Source organism: Microcoleus sp. S13C4 (assembly GCF_036700865.1).
Lineage (GTDB): Bacteria > Cyanobacteriota > Cyanobacteriia > Cyanobacteriales > Microcoleaceae > Microcoleus.
This window is the reverse complement of the sequence record NZ_JAUBPS010000028.1, coordinates 39709-57008: the sequence shown is the minus strand read 5'-3', so window position 1 is coordinate 57008 and position 17300 is coordinate 39709. Positions and strand designations below refer to the sequence as shown.

The following is a 17300-nucleotide window of genomic DNA, read 5'->3' as shown; positions in this document are numbered from 1 at the left end:
TATCCTCACATCGCCGCTAATGCAAATTATACTAGAAATCCCCGAGATCCTCGGCGAACAACTGCACGCATTGGGCGATCGCCTCCCAGAAGCCCTCGATCGGGCACTCCAGCAACTCACCCCCCCAGAGGCGCCAAATCGTCGAACTATTCGATCGCCATAAATCCAGCACTCTCTCCCAATCGCAAGCAGTCGAACTTGATCGATACTTGCTGCTAGAACCTTGGGTGCGCTTAGCCAAAGCTGATGCTTACAAACACTTACAGACAGCAGCATGAGTTATGTATCAGCCACTTTGCGTAGGTTAGTGACTCAACGCGCCCGATCGCAATGCGAGTATTTATCTAGAAAACATTGCTATTATCGATCGCAATAACTTGATCGATACAATATACCTGAAAAAATAACTTAAATATCCAGCGATACGTTCAGCATCTCTTATCTAACTTCGGCAGGGTTTATTTGAATAAACCGTGCCTTGAGTATGCTTAAATAAGCTTAGACACTTGCTAACCATATTTAAACCAGTGAATTTTCAATCAGTCATTGCCACCTTAAACAAATTCTGGAGCGATCGAGGCTGCCTGATCGCCCAATCCTACGACACAGAAAAAGGTGCAGGAACCATGAATCCCCACACCTTTCTCAGAGCAATCGGCCCCGAACCTTGGTCAGTCGCCTACATCGAACCCTGTCGCCGCCCCACCGACGGACGCTACGGTGAAAATCCCAACCGCTTCCAACATTACTATCAATATCAAGTTTTAATTAAACCCTCTCCTCCCAACATCCAAGACATCTATTTAGACTCCCTCAGAGCATTAGGAATTAGCCCCGAAGACCACGACATTCGTTTCGTAGAAGACAACTGGGAATCGCCCACCCTCGGAGCTTGGGGCGTGGGCTGGGAAGTCTGGCTCGACGGCATGGAAATCACCCAATTTACCTACTTTCAACAGTGCGGTAGCATTGACTGTCGCCCGGTATCCATTGAAATTACCTACGGACTAGAACGCCTAGCAATGTATCTCCAAGAAGTCGATGCGATGACCAAAATTCAGTGGAAAGATGGCATCACTTACGGCGACGTTCACTTGCAAGGAGAAATAGAACAGTGTACTTATAACTTTGAAGCTTCCAATCCCGAATTGCTGTTTACTCTATTTGGATTGTACGAACAAGAAGCCGAACAATTGACAAAAAAAGGATTGGTTTTGCCGAGTCTTGATTATGTGTTAAAATGTTCTCACACTTTCAATTTACTCGATGCTAGAGGTGTGATTTCGGTAACGGAAAGAACCCGCTACATTACCAAAATTCGCAATTTGGCGCGGAGAGTTGCTCAGCTTTATTTGGAACAGCGCGAAAAGCTGGGTTTTCCTTTAGAAAAAGCTGTAAAAGTTTGAGTTGGAGTTGGATTGTGGGGCGGGCATCTTGCCTGCCTTCAGAACGGGCAAGATGCCCGTTCCACAAAGAGTGAGTTGGATTGTGGGGCGGGCATCTTGTCTGCCTCAAGAACGGGCAAGATGCCCGTTCCACGAAGGTCATGTTTTTAATTAATTAAATGCCTAATTATTCGGAAAATAATACAGAAACAAATCCTCAACTGCGAATTGACGGTGTAAGCTTGAAAACACCGATCGCCTCAAGTTATTTGTTGGAAAATATATCGTTTCAGGTACACAAGGGATCTCGCGTGGCAATTGTGGGCCCTTCAGGTGCGGGGAAAACAACGCTGTTGCGGTTGCTAAATCGGCTCAGCAGTCCCACCAGCGGCTCGATTTATCTGGAAAATACAGAATATAGCCAAATACCTGCGATCGAACTCCGCAAACAAATCACCCTCATCCTGCAAGAATCCAAGCTTTTGGGAATGTCGGTGCGAGAAGCATTGGCTTATCCTTTGAAGCTGCGGGGGGTGGCTGCATCAAACATTGCAGAGAGAATTAGCGGGGCGATCGAACAACTGCACATACCCCAAGAATGGCTCGATCGCACCGAATTGCAGCTTTCCACAGGCCAAAAACAGCTCGTGGCGATCGCCCGCGGCATCATCCTACAACCAAAAATCTTGCTTTTAGACGAGCCCACATCCGCCCTAGACGCAGGAAAAGCCGCCCACCTTTTGCAAGTATTGACACAGCTAACAAACGGGCAAACCACAATTGTAATGGTCAACCACCAATTAGAATTATCCGAGCAATTTAGCACGCGAATTCTGCATTTACAGCGCGGAAAACTCATCGAAGACTCGCCCTCTCATCAAATAAATTGGGCGCAACTACGGCAAAATTTAATCCAAGCAGAAGCAGAAGCCCAACAAGAATGGTAAATAAGCTAAAAAACATTTAATTGGCATTTTGAAAACTCTTAAAATTCTTGTGGGCTGGGCATCCTGCCCGCCCCAAAGATGCAGCGCACTCCGCGCCCTACAGAATCAATGAGCTCCCCCACCACCCGCACCCGCTTTCACCTTTTTAAAACCCAAAACAGCAATCCCACTTAACAGCAAAGCAATTCCCACAAAATAAAAACAATCATTAAAAGCCATTACATAAGCTTCACGGCGGACAATATTATCAATTACCTTAATTGCCTGGTCTTTCGCCACGCTTAAATCTGCACCACGACTCACAAAATAATCAGTCATTTGATTAATTCGCTCCTGCGTTGCCGGATTGTACAAAGAAACAGATTCCCCCAATCGATTCGAGTGAAATTGCTCGCGTTGCGTGACCAAAGTTCCTAACGCCGCAATCCCCATCGAACCTCCCATATTTCGCATCATATTAAACAAACCCGAAGCCGAACCAGCCTCGTGTTTCTCCATACCAGCCGTGGCAATAGTTGACAGCGGCACCATAATTAAAGGCTGTCCCAATGCCCTTACTAATTGCGACCAACGTAACTGATCGATACCCGTCTCGTGAGTCATGCTGGCATTCATAAAACAACTCACCGCAAACAAACTCACACCGATACCAATCATCAGCCGCATATCGATTCGCTGCATCAATTTCGGTACCATCGGCACGATGAATAACTGCGGCACCCCACCCCACATAATCACCTCGCCAATTTGCATGGCATTGTACTGCTGAATTTGACCTAAATACAGCGGCAAAATAAACACTGAACCGTATAATCCTACTCCCAAGGATACATTGACAATCGTAGCTAAACCGAAATTGCGGCGAGTCAGCAATCGCAAGTTAATAAAGGGTCGTTTGCGAGTTAGTTCAATCCAGAAAAAAGCGCCGATAAAAATTGCGGCAACTATGCTTAAACGCACAATAAAATCCGAACTCAACCAATCCTTGCGGCTTCCTTCTTCTAAGACAACTTGCAGGGAACCTAAGCCGATCGCCATAGAGACAATTCCCCACCAGTCGCCCCCTTTTAGCAGTGACAATTGCATCGGCTTAGGGTCAACTGCATACCACACAGCAGCTAGCAGCAGCAGCCCTGGAACCAAATTGAGATAAAAGACATATTGCCAGCCGTAATTCTCAGTCAGCCACCCTCCCAATGTCGGCCCGATGGATGGTGCAAAAGTAGCTGTCATTGCAAACATCGCCATGCCAACTGGCTGCTTTTTTGGCGGCAAATTCGTCAGCAAAAATGTAAAAGACATCGGAATTAAAATTCCGCCTGACAACCCCTGCAAAGCCCGAAATACAATCATTGAATTCAAATTCCACGCCAAAGCGCAGCACATGGAAAAGAAGATAAAGAAACTGGCATTTACCAAGAGGTAGCGACGGAATGAAAACACTTGTGACAGCCAACCACTAATCGGAATTACTACAATTTCTGCGACTAGATAGGCGGTGGAAATCCAAGAACCTTCTTCTAAAGTTGCACCTAAAGATGCTTGAATATCTTTGAGAGAAGCGTTGGTGATTTGGATGTCCAAAACCGCCATGAAAGCGCCGATAATTGTTCCCATGACGCCGATCCAGGTTTTTAAGGGAACGCGATCGCTCTGCTGTGGAATTGCACTGCTATTTGCCATTGGTTGAACCTCTGGTTGCGTAATTAATTGTGATTTTTTAACCGCAGAGGGCGCAGAGAAAGAGAAGAGAAGAGAGAAGTTTACAAATTGTGGAGGATTGCTATAGATACAGTCATATCTTAGCTTTGGGAATCTTGTTTAATGTTGGCATTTGTGCTTTTACGCTAAATCTTTAGTGCGAAATTAAACCCATTTTTTGATAAAGTGGTCGGACTAAGTTTTTTAAAGCGGGCAACTGTTTGGTAAAAACGATGGAGCCTAAAATACACATTATACCTCCAATGATGACTGTATTGGGAGCGCCGATATAATTTGCCAACCCGCCGGCAACTAAATTCCCAAACGGTGTCACTCCAAAAAATGCCATCGTGTATATGCTCATCACTCTGCCGCGTTTGTCGTCTTCCACAATTGTTTGCAAAAATGTGTTTCCTCCTGCAAATTGCAAAATGAAACCAAACCCCACAAACAACATCATGATTAATGACAGCCATAAGATCCGGGACAAACCAAAACCTATCAGCCCGAATCCCATAATTGCGGGTGAAATCGCAATCCATTTGCCGAGGCCAACTACACTTTTGCGCGAAATCAAATAAATCGCTCCCCCAAAGGCTCCGAGTCCCGAAGCAGCCATCAAAAAGCCGAGGGTTTGTGCGTCGCCTTGCAGAATTTTGGTGGCAAAAATTGGAACTAATACTGTGTGCGACATTCCTGCGAAGCTGACTAATGCTAATAGCAATAAAATTGCTCGAATCGGGGGAAACCCGAAGGCATAAACGAATCCTTCTTTTAATCTTTGTAAGGGTTTGGTATTAGTTGTGGCAATTTTACGGGCTTTGATTTGCATGGCTAATAAGCCTGCAATTACGGCGATGTAGCTGAGTCCGTCAATGAGAAAGCAATAACTTGGGCCGACTGTAGCTATCAGCAAACCTGCAATTGCTGGGCCGATTAATCTGGCGCCGTTGAACATGGAAGCGTTGAGGGCGATCGCATTTGCTAAATCTTCTTTCTTTTCTACAAGTTCCGGCACAAAAGCTTGCCGTGCGGGCGCGTCAAAGGCATTAATTGCGCCTTGGCAGAAACTCAGTACCACGATCTGCCAAATGTTAACAACTCCTGTTAGCGCTAAAAATGCTAGCGCTAAGGATTGAACCATTGCTAATATTTGAGTGGCAACTATGACTCGGTGGCGGTTCCAGCGATCGATTAAAACTCCTGCAAAAGGCAGTAAAATTAATGTGGGGATTTGACTTGTAAATCCCACCACGCCGAGCATCCAAGGTGAATCGCTCAAATTGTAGACAAGCCAAACAGTAGCGACTTGCGTCATCCAATTGCCAATCAGCGAGATGCCTTGTCCTGCAAAAAACAGGCGATAATTTCTCGATCGCAGCGCTGGCGGAATTTGTATTGTTTTGATTTTTGCTAGTAGATTCATGCTGCAAGTACGGCTAGAGCAATCCTATTTGATTGATAAACATTTTTTAGGGGTAGCGCCCTTAAGCCTACCCCTCATTAGCGAAGGGCAACCATCGGGGGACTGCCCCTAGACTTATTATTACGAATCATTGAGAATTGCGATATGAGCCGAAGGTTCTATTTTACAACTCCCGAAAACCCGGATGTGAGTAGTGTTAAATTTTTCCACCCAGGAAAAAAATCGCCACAGTTAAATTTTTCTGTCGCGATCGCTTGACTAACAAGAAATTCCTTCCCCTCACATCTTGCACCATTCTCGCTTAACAGGCTTTCGGGCCTGTTCCACAAAGAGTAGATTTTCTTGTGGGGAGTAGGGGTGGGGCATCCTGCCTGCCCTGAAAGGATTATTGAGAATGGTGCAATATCTCAGTTCCCCGAACTCAAACCCGAACCCTTCCCTCAATCAATGCTCAACAGCCAAGTACCGAGGTAACGCAGCAAGGGAACGTCTCCGGGGGTGCGGATGCGGACGTTGAAATGGTACATTCCACCGGGAGAGGGGTTTCTGACGTTGGAGAGTACAACCTCAACATTGTTGCCGGCGGCAATTGGTTCTTTGGGATAAATTTCTATGAATCGATTTTCTTTGTCCCAGATTACTTCTTGCAATTCTATTGTTTTGTCCTTGACGCGCACTTTAATGTCTTTTTGGTCAAATTCGCCTTTGTAGTAGTCTGGATAGGATATGTTCAGTTGGGCGATCGCCAAACTTACTTTTTTGGAAGGAATTCGCAGCCGATATCTATCGCCACTCATCCCCGCTTTGCCGTAATCCAAGCGATAGCTTAATTGGTTGGCGCGATCGGGGCCGCCGAAAATCGTGAATCCTGGCATGGACTCGGCTAAACTGATGGCGGGTAATCCAGCCACCAAGCAACCTGTAACCGCTAGTGCTGAAAATAATCGTCTCATAACAACTCCTCTAATTAAACTCTTGGTGAACCTTAAATATTGCTCGCCCGAAATTTGCGATCGTGCCTACAATATATCGAATGTCTCAGCAATTTGATGAGGGCGATCGACCGCCGGCTGAGGTCACTTTTTTTTGCGTAATTTTTGCGTAATACTGATAACTGACATTCAAACTACAGAATTAGGCGACATAAAATTATATCATAATCGGTGGCAAACTTAACCATTTAGCGAATTTGAATGTATAAGATAAGTTAAAGATACGGGTCGAATTTGGGCGATCGGCTTTAGTATCAACGAGAGAAGTTTAGGGGAACGGCTGCTTCAATGTAAAGCAAGGCATCGGGCGATTAAAAATCGCACTTCAAGAAACTTGCGGAGGCAGGTTTTGTCTGTGTAGGCGCGGTTTCAACCGTCCTGGGAAGGCTTAAATAAGGAGAGTGTATGAAATTAGCGATCGCAAAAGAAATAGCAGCAGGAGAACGCCGGGTGGCTTTAGTACCCGACGCTGTGGCGAAATTGGTAAAACAAGGCGTCGAAGTTTGGGTTGAGGCCGGTGCCGGCGCAAAATCCTTTTTCTCGGATCTTGCTTACGAAGAAGCGGGAGCTCAGGTTGTCGCCGATACCGCTAGGCTGTGGGGCGAAGCCGATGTCGTCGTGAAAATCGGGGCGCTGCAAGAATCAGAAGTTCATCAACTCCGGGAAGGAGGCGTTTTCATCGGATTTTTGAATCCTCTGGGAGATCCAGCTTTAGTGCAGCGTTTAGCCGATCGCAAAGTAACGGCATTCAGCATGGAAATGATCCCGCGCACCAGCCGCGCTCAAAGCATGGATGCGCTGTCATCTCAGGGTAACGTCGCCGGTTACAAAGCGGTACTGATCGCAGCAGCCGCTTTGCCGAAATATTTTCCGATGCTGACAACGGCGGCGGGTACAATTCGCCCCGCGAAAATATTGGTAATGGGTGTAGGCGTTGCTGGCTTGCAGGCGATCGCCACTGCGCGCCGTTTGGGTGCGGTAGTCGAAGCCTTCGACATCCGCCCGGAAACAAAAGAACAAGTGCAAAGTTTGGGCGCTAAATTCCTTGATGTCGAACTCAAGGAAGAAACCGTCGCCGCCGGTGGCTATGCTAAAGAGCTATCAGAAGCGGCTAAAGAATACACCCGCCAAGTGCTCACCCAACACGTCAGCGCTTCCGATGCAGTGATTACAACCGCTCAAGTTCCTGGCAGAAAAGCACCTATTTTAGTTACTAGAGAAATGGTTTCTCAAATGAAGCCCGGATCGGTAATTGTTGACCTCGCGGGCGAACAAGGCGGCAATTGCGAATGCACGGAAGCGGGGAAAGATGTTGAATGGAACGGCGTTAATGTCATCGGCCCGATTAATGTGCCCTCGTCGATGCCGGTACACGCTAGCGAAACTTACTCGAAGAATATCTCGGCTTTAGTTCAGTTGATGGTGAAAGATAAGGAACTCAATTTGAATTTTGAAGACGATATCATCGCTGGTGCTTGTGTGGCTCGCGATGGTGAGATTAGCAACCAGCGAGTTCGCGATGCTTTGACGGCTGAGGCTTCAGCAGTCAATAGTTAGGAGTCATTATAGGGAACCTAAATCATAATGTCTATCGTTACAATGCTCTGCATTGTAATGTACTCCAGGAAGCTATGCCTCCAGTCTATACCGGAGGCATAGCCTCCCATGAATGCGTTCCCAGCCTCCTGGGTGGGAACGAGTCAAATGACTAATGACTAATAACCAATTACCAATTACCACTTGTTATGGCAGAAGGATTGATTGCAGGTTTAGTGGTGTTTACTCTAGCGTCGTTTGTGGGATTTGAAGTAATTAATAAAGTCCCGCCGACGCTGCACACACCTTTGATGTCGGGATCGAATGCGATTTCTGGAATTGCCGTTTTAGGTGCAATTCTGATTTCTGGCCAAGGCAATGTGACTGTTACTTCGATTTTGGGGACGATCGCGATCGCCCTGGCCACAATTAACGTTGTCGGCGGTTTCTTAGTAACCGATCGAATGCTGCAAATGTTCAAGAAAAAAGAGGTTAAAGCGTGAGCGATTTTCTGCCCAGTGGCATTCAGCTAGGTTATTTAGTTGCCGCATCTTTGTTTATTATCGGTTTGAAACAGTTGGGTTCCCCTGCAACCGCCCGTCAAGGGAATGTGTTAGCTGCGATCGGGATGTTAATTGCGATCGTCGGTACGTTGCTGGAAAAGCAAGTAGTCAGCTACGAATTGATTGCTGTCGGAATTATCGTCGGTTCCATTTTGGGAACGATTATGGCGAATACCGTGGCGATGACGGATATGCCGCAGATGGTGGGTTTGCTTAACGGTTTCGGGGGCGCGGCTTCTGCACTCGTTGCTGTGGGAGAATTCTGGCGCTATCTCAGCATCCCGGAATCGCCTGCGCCTGATGCGACAATCACGATCCTTTTGGGTGTGCTCATTGGCGGAATTACTTTCACTGGTAGCCTTGTGGCGTTTGCGAAACTGCAAGAATTGCTACCTGGTGCGCCCATGACGTTTCCGCTACAACAGCCGTTTAATGCCATGCTGGCGATCGCACTTTTAGCCGGCAGCGGTTATATGCTGACGAATCCCGAAAATGTGCCGGTATTCCTGGCTTTGGTGGCGATTTCCAATATTCTGGGAATCATGTTTGTGCTGCCGATTGGGGGCGGCGATATGCCCGTGGTGGTTTCGCTGCTTAACTCTTATTCGGGGATTGCGGCGAGTGTGGCTGGGTTCATTTTGATGAACAATATGCTGATTATCGCTGGTGCATTGGTGGGCGCGTCGGGGATTATTTTGACGCAAATCATGTGCAAGGCGATGAATCGATCCTTGGGTAGTGTGCTGTTTAGCGCCTTTGGTAGCGGTGGCGGTAGTGCTGGGGCTGCTGCTGGGGCTGCTGGTGTTACTGACAAAACTGTTCGCAGCATCAATCTCGAAGAAAGTGCGATGATGTTGGGTTATGCGCGATCGGTTGTAATTATTCCCGGTTACGGAATGGCTGTAGCGCAAGCACAGCACGCCGTGCGCGAGTTAGCCGACGGTTTGGAAAAAATGGGTGTTGACGTGAAATACGCGATTCACCCGGTGGCTGGGCGGATGCCTGGACACATGAATGTGCTGTTGGCGGAAGCAAACGTGCCTTATCCGCAGTTGTACGATATGGACGACATCAATCCGCAGTTTGAAGAAACGGATGTGGCGTTGGTGATTGGTGCGAATGATGTGGTGAATCCGGCGGCGCGTCACGATACGGCGAGCCCGATTTACGGGATGCCGATTTTGGAGGTTGATAAGGCCAAGCATACGATCGTGATTAAGCGCGGGATGAGTGCTGGTTTTTCCGGTGTAGATAATGAGTTGTTCTACAAGGATAAGACGATGATGTTGTTTGGTAGCGCTAAGGATGTGGTTGCCAAATTGGTTTCTGAGGTGAAACAGTTGTAGGATTTTTTAAGACTCAATAAAAACCCGGTTTTTTGGAGAAACCGGGTTTTTGTTTTGGGTTTTTATAGATGCTAATCTAGGCTACTCGTTCATTTCAAAAAGATATCGAGGTAATCCTGACTGCCGAATAATAGACTGCAAAGTGCCAATTTTGATTTCTGAATAATTGGGTACAGGAACCGTTACAGTTGTATTGGGTAGTCGCTGCTGCATGATAATATGACTGCCGCGCTGCCGCACTTGAACAAAGTCATATTGTTCTAAAATCTGACAAACTTGAGCCGCTGATAGAACCCGCAGTTTACCCAACACTCACCTCTACACGAGTCACAAAAAATTCACTATGCAGTCGATTCTTGACTTCAGAAGGATCTGCTGTTTCAAAAAATAGTTCCAGCGCTTCGATCAGATTTTGTCGCGCTTCTTCTATATTGTCACCTTGGCTGGCAATATCAAGTTCTGGGCAAAGGGATATATAGCCGTCGCCTTGTCGTTCAATAATTGCTGTAAACTGTTGTGTTGACTTCATAATTTGAAGTGGCGGACTGCCAAGCTCAAACAATTATACTTTTACTTGAGATTATATCACATCTTTCGCTGTTCGGTGGAGACGGGCGATCGCCCTATACAATACTAGCTTGGTTTAAATAGTCACGGGCGATCGGTGCTAGTCAAATATACCTGCGATCGGAGATTTTTTAAATATAATGAAATCCTAAAGAATTAATAGAACTGCAAAAATTGTACTAACCTTAGAGCTAAAGTCAATTAAATTAAAAAATTTTCAACTATGTCAGATAAACCTTTTAATATCCGCCAACTAAATGGCCTAGATTATGACGAAGCAGAACCACTCCTGGAAGATTATCAGGAAACGCTAATCGAGCTATTTGTCAATTCTCCCGAAGGAGAAGAATACTGTAAAACTTATCCAGACGTTGGATTTTGGATCTCGCAGTTCATTTATTACGGTTTCGGCTATGAAGGTTTTACGCTGCCTCGCATGAAAGTGGAAGATGTGGCAACTGTAGTGGAAGAGTTGTTTCCCAGGAAAGTGAGTTTGCTTTCGCCGGAAGAAGGTGAAAATGCTATCCCGGAATTATTGGCGTTCTGGCAATTTTTGAAGCGAGAATTTAAACTGCGAAATGCCACTTCAATTATCAAATACCTGCGGGATATCGAGCAGGAATTTAAGGAAATTATGGAAGATTCCTCTAAATTTGGGTTTGCCAAATCCTTTGTAACGCTCGGTCATCAAGCAGGGTTTGATATGAGTACGGGGGAAGGTATAACACAATTTCAGGAGATATATAATGCTAGCATTGCTCCTATAATGGCAGCTAAAAACTCCGATACATCGGGATTTTCCAGCAAACCGATAAGTGGTAGTGCTGTCAATGGCTCTAAAGCAAGTAAAGAAAAACAAAAAAAAGCAAAAAATACGGCGGCTGAATCGAGAAAACGCAACCGCACTAAGAAAAAATGAGGTTTAGCAAGTATCTATCCTCACTTCACTCTTCTTCTGATTCTTCTCAGCATCTTGTTAGCTTCTTCCCTCCCGCGAAACTTCCAAACTAATAAATAACACATCAAACAAAACCCGAAAATTCCTAACACGATCACACTTTCTTCCGGTGAGTGGGTAGTTCTATCGAACTTCCCACTCTTCGGACTTGCTTGGATGTTGTTAGTTCGAGCGACCGTGCGATCGCCCGCTTGTAAGTTAAAATTGTGTTGTTTAATCGCATTACTATTTTTAAATTTTCGATCTATTTCTTGAAATGACTTCGCCTGTTCGCAGCTTGTTAAGGATAATCCCATAAGGATAAAAATTAGGAAATAACAGGGCTATTTCACGATTTTTACTTCCATTTATGGAGAAAGCGACTAAATGAATATAAGACTGACTCGTGGGAAGGCAGAAACCGGGTTTTTTGCGAAAATACTTCGTATACAGCCACAAATTCCCTGAAAAACCCGGTTTCTTTGGTCTGAGTGCGCGGTCAGAAACCGGTTTTTTTGCGAAATACTTCGTACACAGCGACCGATTCTCTAAAAAACGCGGTTTCTTTGGTCTGAGTGCGTAATTCCTGCGAATAATTTCTACAATAGCGGTGTATGATTTTTTCGATCGCACATTAATACGATCGTACCATTTTTTTCAAGTCGCAGCTAGGGGTAAGGAATCAGTATTGCCGAGGTGTGGTAACAAAACGGGCTATCGCGCTGATTCAAGCGCTATAATCTAGCTAATAGATTGCATTCAAATTCTGTTGGTTAATTGCAGATATTTGTCAGGATACGGCACTGCCGTATCCCTACCCGAATTGTTTCTAGGGACAGGGAACTGGGGTGTACTCTAACCTGGATGTTATCTAATCTTAATTAGATAGCAAACAATGACACTTAAAAAATTAGAAAAACAACTCCTTGCCTTAACTCTTGGGGAAAAAACTTAGGCAATACAGCTATTAGTCCAAAGTTTAAGCAATCCTTGGCAAGGAATAGAAAAAACTCAGGGCGTGTGCGGTGGCGATGCTAGAATTGCCAAGAGTCGCATACCTATTTGGTCGCTGGTAAATTATCGCATTCTGGGTGCAAATGATGTGCGGATTTTGCAAGAGTTTCCTCAGTTGAGTGCAGCAAATTTAGCAAATGCTTGGGCTTATGCTGAGGCACACCCAGAAAAAATTGAAGCAGCGATCGCGAGAAATGAGGAAGCCTAAAAAATGGCAGAATTTTGCTATAGCAAGTCTATTTGAGTCATGAATGTAGAACCACCTGCAACGCTTGTAATCATTGAATCGATTGTTTACAAATCAAATGGTTTTGCTATATAATCTAACTAATATCAAATCCGAGCGATCGCACTTATGACTATACAAGAATTAGAAACTCAAGTCTTAACCTTAAATCTCGCTGATAAAGCTAAACTAATCAGCATCCTAACTCAAAATTTAACCAACGGTTCTTTAGGCATTAAAAAGGCTCCCGGTGTCTGTGGAGGGGATGCCTGTGTCGGCAATACTCGCATACAAGTTTGGGTACTGGTGGGTTATCGCCGTCTCGGATGCAGCGATGCGGAACTTTTTAAGTGCTATCCCCATTTGACTGCGGCTGATTTAGTCAATGCTTGGGCTTATGCTGATGCTTACCCAGAAGAAATTGAACAAGCAATCAAAGAAAATGAGGAAGCCTAAAACATGGCGCGACTTTATGCAGACGAACAGTATCCGTTGCCAGTAGTTGAGTTTCTTCGACCTTTAGGTCACGATGTATTAACAGTTCAAGAAGCCGGAAACGCAGGGTTAGGGATTCCTGATGAGGATGTATTGGCTTTTGCTGTGAGTAATGAGCGAGCAGTTTTGACTCTCAATCGAGGGGATTTTATTCGGCTGCATCGCTCACAACCCAACCATGCTGGTATTATCATTTGTACTCAAGATAGCAACTGGGAAAGACAGGCGGCCCGAATTAATGAGGCTATTTCTGTGATCGATACTTTGAACGGTAAATTGATTCGAGTTAACCGTCCTTCGACATGAAAAAAAGCCGAGCGCCCCAAACCCGTCCTAAAATCTTACAATTAAATCCCCCATTGCTCCCAAGATTAGGTAAAATTATTGGCGTGTCTGAGGATAAACTATATGCGCTGGGTTCGATATATTGCGATCGCGATCGTCAATGCTTTCGGTGTCGTCATCGGTATTATTTGGGTTGCAGTCCCCGCAACAGTGGCTCAACCTTCCCTAAACTACCAACTCGCAATCACTCCGCGACAGTCAGAGGGCGAAACTCCGCAATCCCTCCCCGAACTCTACAAATTGCGCGATCGCCTCAAAGTACAATTAGATAACCTTGCCAAAACTCCCGACAGCGCCCCGTTTTCCCTAGAACTTTGGAAATCAGCAATCCACCGCCAGCAATCCCAAACTCTGACGCAGCAACTCCAAAACGTTCAAAGTCAGATTCAAATAGAAGAAAGAGCCAAATATAATTGGGACGATGCTGCTAAATTTGCCGCCCAAGCAGTCTTAATTGGACGCACTTCTAATCCTTCTTCTACTACTTGGGAACAGTCGCAACGCTTGTGGCAAATTGCTATCAATACCCTACGACTCATTCCTCACGGTTCTTTTTTGGCTGAGGGGGCGATCGACAAAACCATCGAATACCAAGGAAACCTCAGTGTCGCTACCTATGAAATGCAAGTTGCACGTTCTGTTGAGAAAGTTAGAGCCGAGGAAGAAGAGATAAGAGAGAGAGCAAGAAAAGAGCAAGAGAAAAAAGAATTTGCTCGTCGAGAAATAGAGAGAAAAGAGCAAGAGAAAAAAGACCGGGCTAGAAAAGAACTTGAAAGGCAAGAATTCCAAAGGCAAGAATTAGCCAGAAAAGAACTAGAAAAAAAAGAACTTGAGAAGCAAGAATTAGCTAGACAAGAACTTGAGAAGCAAGAATTAGCTAGACAAGAACTTGAGAAGCAAGAATTAGCTAGACAAGAATTAGCTAGACAAGAACTTGAGAAGCAAGAATTAGCTAGACAAGAATTAGCCAGACAAGAACTTGAGAAGCAAGAACTACAAAGGCAAGAATTAGCTAAACAAGAACTAGAAAGGCAAGAACTAGAGAGAAATCAGCAAGCAACTTCTCAACCAACTCCTGAATCAACTGCAACACCAACTCCCGCCCCCGTTACGCCTGCTGCGTCGCCGCCTAACTTTTTCTTTGCGGGAGATACCAACAGAGATGGCCAAATTAACGAGCAAGACGAAGAGGGAAAAGAACAATGGTCTTTGTCCAAGGGCGCGCTAATTTTATTTAACGATCGCAATAACGATCGCGGCAAGATACCGACTTGGAAACAAACCAAAGTTAGCGCTCCCCGCCGTGCAGCAATGCTTTCTCAAGTTAACTTAACACTGTCTGAAAACTTCAAAACCTCTCAGTTATTTCTCACGGCTGACAGCATTGCTAGCCCTCACATCAGCGTTTTTCAGAAGACGGGCGACGGCTGGCAACCTGTAGATATATCCGGTGCTAAACCTCTAGTTTTTAGCACGGATATTGTTTTAGGTGTCGAAGCCAAACAATTTGCCGATCGCAATTGGAACGGCACTGTTAATCTCAAAGCAACTGCCCAAAACAACGGCCAAGAAATTGCCTCCACAACAATCAAAATGGGCGTTAGTCCTTGGATGATACCGCCAAATACAGCACCAGTAACCGAAGTTCAGGTCAGCGACAGAGGCTCGGTAAACAGCGAATTTATCTCGCAACTAAAACAAGCAGTAGAGCCCACGGGCGCTAGAGTAAAAATTATCCAGGGCGATCGCACTTGGATGCAAGATACCCAGAAAAACGGATACGTTCAACTCCCCGAAGAATCGGAGATACGCCAGTTTAATGTAGCCCTAAAAAGCAATAGTGATCTAGAGAAAAACCCGCCTATTAAATCAACTCAAAACCGGGATTGGAAAGTAGTAAAAATTGGCAATCCTCGTTCTTTAGACCCTGTAAGTCAGTGGTCTGACGGATACGGCAATTTGCAGGTGACACCGCCGATTCCCGGACACCCAATGGGTCGAGTTTATTACGGGAATTCGGGAAATGCTAGTTTTAATCCAGAGGTACTTGATTTTATTCAAGCTCAGAGAATTCAAGGGCCGCCAGTGGATATTGATACTTCTTGGCTTTTGACTCGCCAAGTCGATGAAATTATCAATTTTATTCCCACTCAAACTCCCGGACAATATGTAATGGCGATCGCCAGTCCCGAAGCCGGAGTTAAGCTGTTGGAAGAATTGGAGGGAAGAGGTTACGGCGATGTGACGATCAATCGTGGTTTGAGCACTCAAACAACTGTCAGCGCCGCCTTGCAAAACCGTGCTTTAATTCAACACAATCTCTATTTGCAAAATCAGAAACTTAATCCGATTATAGAGAAGTTGAAAAGAGAGTTTTCACTCGGAGACGACCAAATTATTCAAGTTCCGGTGATGTTTGGCTACAGCGGTTATGCTTGGTGGCCGAATATGGTCAATTCGGTGCCAGTTAACGGCAAGTTGTTAGTTTCAAATCCGCGCGGGCCAATGATTGAGGGTGTAGATTACACTCAGGAAAGATTGCGCCAACTGCTGCTTCCTGCTGGGGTCAGCGTTAGTTTTCTGGATGACAGGTATTATCAAGAATTGAAAGGGAACGTGCAGTCGGCGACGAATACTGTGAGGAAGCCAGAAGACCGACCTTTTTGGCAGTCTTTGCCTAATAATTGATCCCAGTAGTAATTTGCGATCGCAATTTGTACTCAATATTTACGGAAAATTGGTAAATTGCGATCGCCCCAGCAGAGAGATTTCTCGATCGACACGGACGGCATTTTGTCAATAGCCGTGCCGTATTGGTGCAGTGCAGGCGATCGCACCAGTAACGTAAAATGTCTAAAAGCGGTCTTTGTAAAATAAATTTAGCCCCATGAGCGACGAACAGGAAAAAAAACAAATTTTGACTCAGCAACCGGAAACAATTTCGCCTACCAGCGATGAGTTCGATCGCAGTGAAATTGCCAGTGTTGATTCAACTTCCGCATCAGCAGAAACTCCCGCAGAAATTGCCGCGCCCGAAGATATTTCAGCGCCAATCGACGCAGCCGAAATAATTCCAGTTGCCGCCGATAGCACGCCGGAAACAACTCAAATTACAAGTTATCCGCCTCCAACAATTCCAACTGCCCACCCCGATCCCAAACCACCTCGGTCGTGGCAAATATTAGCAGTTTTTCTCAGCGGAATGTTAGTCGGTTCCGTCCTTAGTGTCGGCAGTTTGCTAGCGTGGAGAATGTATCAGGAAAGAGCGAACCTTCAAATCAGACTACCCGCGGACGTACCCCTCCCCGAAAGCCCTCCGCCTGTCGTAACAGCGCCCGCCAACCGTCGCCCCGGACTTCCCCCAGCACCTGGAACTCGACTGCCCGCCACAATCTATCCGTCGCCCCGTCCCACTCAAATACCCTCTCTCTCTGGCGTTCCCCAACTTGCTTCGCCGTCACCCTCGCCGTTGCCTTCTCCTTCTCCTTCTCCTTCTCCGGCTGCGGTTGAAACCCCTGTAACCGAGCGAGTTTACTTTAAAGGTGGTGCTACGGGAACTACTCTGAGCAATAGTTTGCGAGCCAACATATCCAGGCGCTACTTACTGGAGTGCAATAGTGGCCAAAGCATGACAATAAATGTTCAAGAAGGTCAAGTTAGCGCCGCAATTATTGCTCCTAACGGTGAAAATTTAGGTACTGCTGACAGCAAAGGTCAGTGGCAAGGTCAACTAGCCAGTAGCGGCGATTATACTATTGAAATTTCAGGCGATCGCCAAGCAAACTACCAAGTGAAAATTGAAGTTAAATAGCAACTATAA

Annotated in this window: 16 protein-coding genes and 1 pseudogene; 12 read left to right on the top strand and 5 right to left on the bottom strand. The window is 45.7% G+C overall.

Annotated elements, in window-relative coordinates; genetic code table 11:
* The first annotated feature begins 19 nt into the window (after nt 1-19).
* The 3 genes from QT996_RS14155 (at nt 20) to QT996_RS14145 (ending at nt 2332) form a co-directional block, all read left to right on the top strand.
* Entirely contained in the window at nt 20-163 is a 144-nt protein-coding gene (locus tag QT996_RS14155) for a hypothetical protein (RefSeq protein WP_333047233.1), read from the top strand.
* A 364-nt stretch (nt 164-527) separates the two neighbouring features.
* Nucleotides 528-1406 (top strand): glycine--tRNA ligase subunit alpha, encoded by an 879-nt coding sequence (glyQ, locus tag QT996_RS14150; RefSeq protein ID WP_190660228.1) that lies wholly within the window; start codon nt 528-530, stop codon nt 1404-1406.
* A gap of 158 nt (nt 1407-1564) precedes the next feature.
* Nucleotides 1565-2332, top strand: a complete 768-nt coding sequence (locus QT996_RS14145) for an ATP-binding cassette domain-containing protein (RefSeq protein ID WP_333047231.1) — start codon at nt 1565-1567, stop codon at nt 2330-2332.
* A 105-nt stretch (nt 2333-2437) separates the two neighbouring features.
* On the opposite strand, the gene QT996_RS14140 is transcribed toward QT996_RS14145, so the two are convergent.
* From QT996_RS14140 to QT996_RS14130, 3 genes are all read right to left on the bottom strand, one after another.
* On the bottom strand, nt 2438-4015 hold the full coding sequence (locus tag QT996_RS14140; RefSeq protein WP_333047229.1) for an MDR family MFS transporter: 1578 nt from the start codon (nt 4013-4015) through the stop codon (nt 2438-2440).
* A 172-nt stretch (nt 4016-4187) separates the two neighbouring features.
* Nucleotides 4188-5459 (bottom strand): MFS transporter, encoded by a 1272-nt coding sequence (locus QT996_RS14135; RefSeq protein WP_333047227.1) that lies wholly within the window; start codon nt 5457-5459, stop codon nt 4188-4190.
* 440 nt (nt 5460-5899) lie between these two features.
* Nucleotides 5900-6412 carry a DUF2808 domain-containing protein gene (locus QT996_RS14130; RefSeq protein ID WP_333047225.1) on the bottom strand — a complete coding sequence of 171 codons (513 nt, stop codon included), beginning with the start codon at nt 6410-6412 and terminating at the stop codon, nt 5900-5902.
* A 444-nt stretch (nt 6413-6856) separates the two neighbouring features.
* On the opposite strand from QT996_RS14130, the gene QT996_RS14125 reads away from it, so the two are divergent.
* The 3 genes from QT996_RS14125 (at nt 6857) to QT996_RS14115 (ending at nt 9896) form a co-directional block, all read left to right on the top strand.
* Nucleotides 6857-8008: a Re/Si-specific NAD(P)(+) transhydrogenase subunit alpha gene (locus QT996_RS14125; RefSeq protein ID WP_333047224.1), complete on the top strand. Its 1152-nt coding sequence runs from the start codon at nt 6857-6859 to the stop codon at nt 8006-8008.
* A gap of 188 nt (nt 8009-8196) precedes the next feature.
* Nucleotides 8197-8490, top strand: a complete 294-nt coding sequence (locus QT996_RS14120; RefSeq protein WP_006633295.1) for an NAD(P) transhydrogenase subunit alpha — start codon at nt 8197-8199, stop codon at nt 8488-8490.
* Nucleotides 8487-9896, top strand: a complete 1410-nt coding sequence (locus QT996_RS14115) for an NAD(P)(+) transhydrogenase (Re/Si-specific) subunit beta (protein WP_333047222.1) — start codon at nt 8487-8489, stop codon at nt 9894-9896. Before QT996_RS14120 ends, QT996_RS14115 begins: the two co-directional genes overlap by 4 nt.
* Before the next feature lie 81 nt (nt 9897-9977).
* On the opposite strand, the gene QT996_RS14110 is transcribed toward QT996_RS14115, so the two are convergent.
* The gene (locus QT996_RS14110; RefSeq protein ID WP_333047220.1) at nt 9978-10208 is read right to left on the bottom strand and encodes a type II toxin-antitoxin system HicA family toxin; all 231 of its coding nucleotides are present in this window, start codon (nt 10206-10208) and stop codon (nt 9978-9980) included.
* Nucleotides 10198-10425, bottom strand: coding sequence for a type II toxin-antitoxin system HicB family antitoxin (locus QT996_RS14105; RefSeq protein WP_333047219.1), 228 nt, complete (start codon nt 10423-10425; stop codon nt 10198-10200). Before QT996_RS14105 ends, QT996_RS14110 begins: the two co-directional genes overlap by 11 nt.
* 261 nt (nt 10426-10686) lie before the next feature.
* Between QT996_RS14105 and QT996_RS14100 the strand changes: the two genes are divergently transcribed.
* The 6 genes and pseudogenes from QT996_RS14100 (at nt 10687) to QT996_RS14075 (ending at nt 17291) form a co-directional block, all read left to right on the top strand.
* Nucleotides 10687-11382 (top strand): hypothetical protein, encoded by a 696-nt coding sequence (locus QT996_RS14100; protein ID WP_333047217.1) that lies wholly within the window; start codon nt 10687-10689, stop codon nt 11380-11382.
* A gap of 913 nt (nt 11383-12295) precedes the next feature.
* A pseudogene (locus QT996_RS14095) lies at nt 12296-12622 on the top strand (DUF433 domain-containing protein).
* Between the two features lie 147 nt (nt 12623-12769).
* A complete protein-coding gene (locus tag QT996_RS14090) occupies nt 12770-13096 on the top strand; it encodes a DUF433 domain-containing protein (protein ID WP_333047216.1) in 327 nt (108 codons plus the stop codon).
* 3 nt (nt 13097-13099) lie between these two features.
* Nucleotides 13100-13441 carry a DUF5615 family PIN-like protein gene (locus QT996_RS14085; protein WP_333047215.1) on the top strand — a complete coding sequence of 114 codons (342 nt, stop codon included), beginning with the start codon at nt 13100-13102 and terminating at the stop codon, nt 13439-13441.
* Between the two features lie 102 nt (nt 13442-13543).
* Nucleotides 13544-16168, top strand: coding sequence for a protein-arginine deiminase family protein (locus QT996_RS14080; RefSeq protein WP_333047214.1), 2625 nt, complete (start codon nt 13544-13546; stop codon nt 16166-16168).
* A gap of 199 nt (nt 16169-16367) precedes the next feature.
* Nucleotides 16368-17291: a hypothetical protein gene (locus QT996_RS14075; protein ID WP_333047213.1), complete on the top strand. Its 924-nt coding sequence runs from the start codon at nt 16368-16370 to the stop codon at nt 17289-17291.
* Nucleotides 17292-17300 lie beyond the last annotated feature (9 nt).

Excerpts from the sequence above, each read along its gene's own strand:
- QT996_RS14155 (WP_333047233.1), top strand. The coding sequence starts at position 20 with ATGCAAATTATACTAGAAATCCCCGAGATCCTCGGCGAACAACTGCAC.
- QT996_RS14145 (WP_333047231.1), top strand. The coding sequence starts at position 1,565 with ATGCCTAATTATTCGGAAAATAATACAGAAACAAATCCTCAACTGCGA.
- QT996_RS14140 (WP_333047229.1), bottom strand. The coding sequence starts at position 4,015 with ATGGCAAATAGCAGTGCAATTCCACAGCAGAGCGATCGCGTTCCCTTA.
- QT996_RS14135 (WP_333047227.1), bottom strand. The coding sequence starts at position 5,459 with ATGAATCTACTAGCAAAAATCAAAACAATACAAATTCCGCCAGCGCTG.
- QT996_RS14130 (WP_333047225.1), bottom strand. The coding sequence starts at position 6,412 with ATGAGACGATTATTTTCAGCACTAGCGGTTACAGGTTGCTTGGTGGCT.
- QT996_RS14125 (WP_333047224.1), top strand. The coding sequence starts at position 6,857 with ATGAAATTAGCGATCGCAAAAGAAATAGCAGCAGGAGAACGCCGGGTG.
- QT996_RS14120 (WP_006633295.1), top strand. The coding sequence starts at position 8,197 with ATGGCAGAAGGATTGATTGCAGGTTTAGTGGTGTTTACTCTAGCGTCG.
- QT996_RS14105 (WP_333047219.1), bottom strand. The coding sequence starts at position 10,425 with ATGAAGTCAACACAACAGTTTACAGCAATTATTGAACGACAAGGCGAC.
- QT996_RS14100 (WP_333047217.1), top strand. The coding sequence starts at position 10,687 with ATGTCAGATAAACCTTTTAATATCCGCCAACTAAATGGCCTAGATTAT.
- QT996_RS14090 (WP_333047216.1), top strand. The coding sequence starts at position 12,770 with ATGACTATACAAGAATTAGAAACTCAAGTCTTAACCTTAAATCTCGCT.
- QT996_RS14085 (WP_333047215.1), top strand. The coding sequence starts at position 13,100 with ATGGCGCGACTTTATGCAGACGAACAGTATCCGTTGCCAGTAGTTGAG.
- QT996_RS14080 (WP_333047214.1), top strand. The coding sequence starts at position 13,544 with ATGCGCTGGGTTCGATATATTGCGATCGCGATCGTCAATGCTTTCGGT.
- QT996_RS14075 (WP_333047213.1), top strand. The coding sequence starts at position 16,368 with ATGAGCGACGAACAGGAAAAAAAACAAATTTTGACTCAGCAACCGGAA.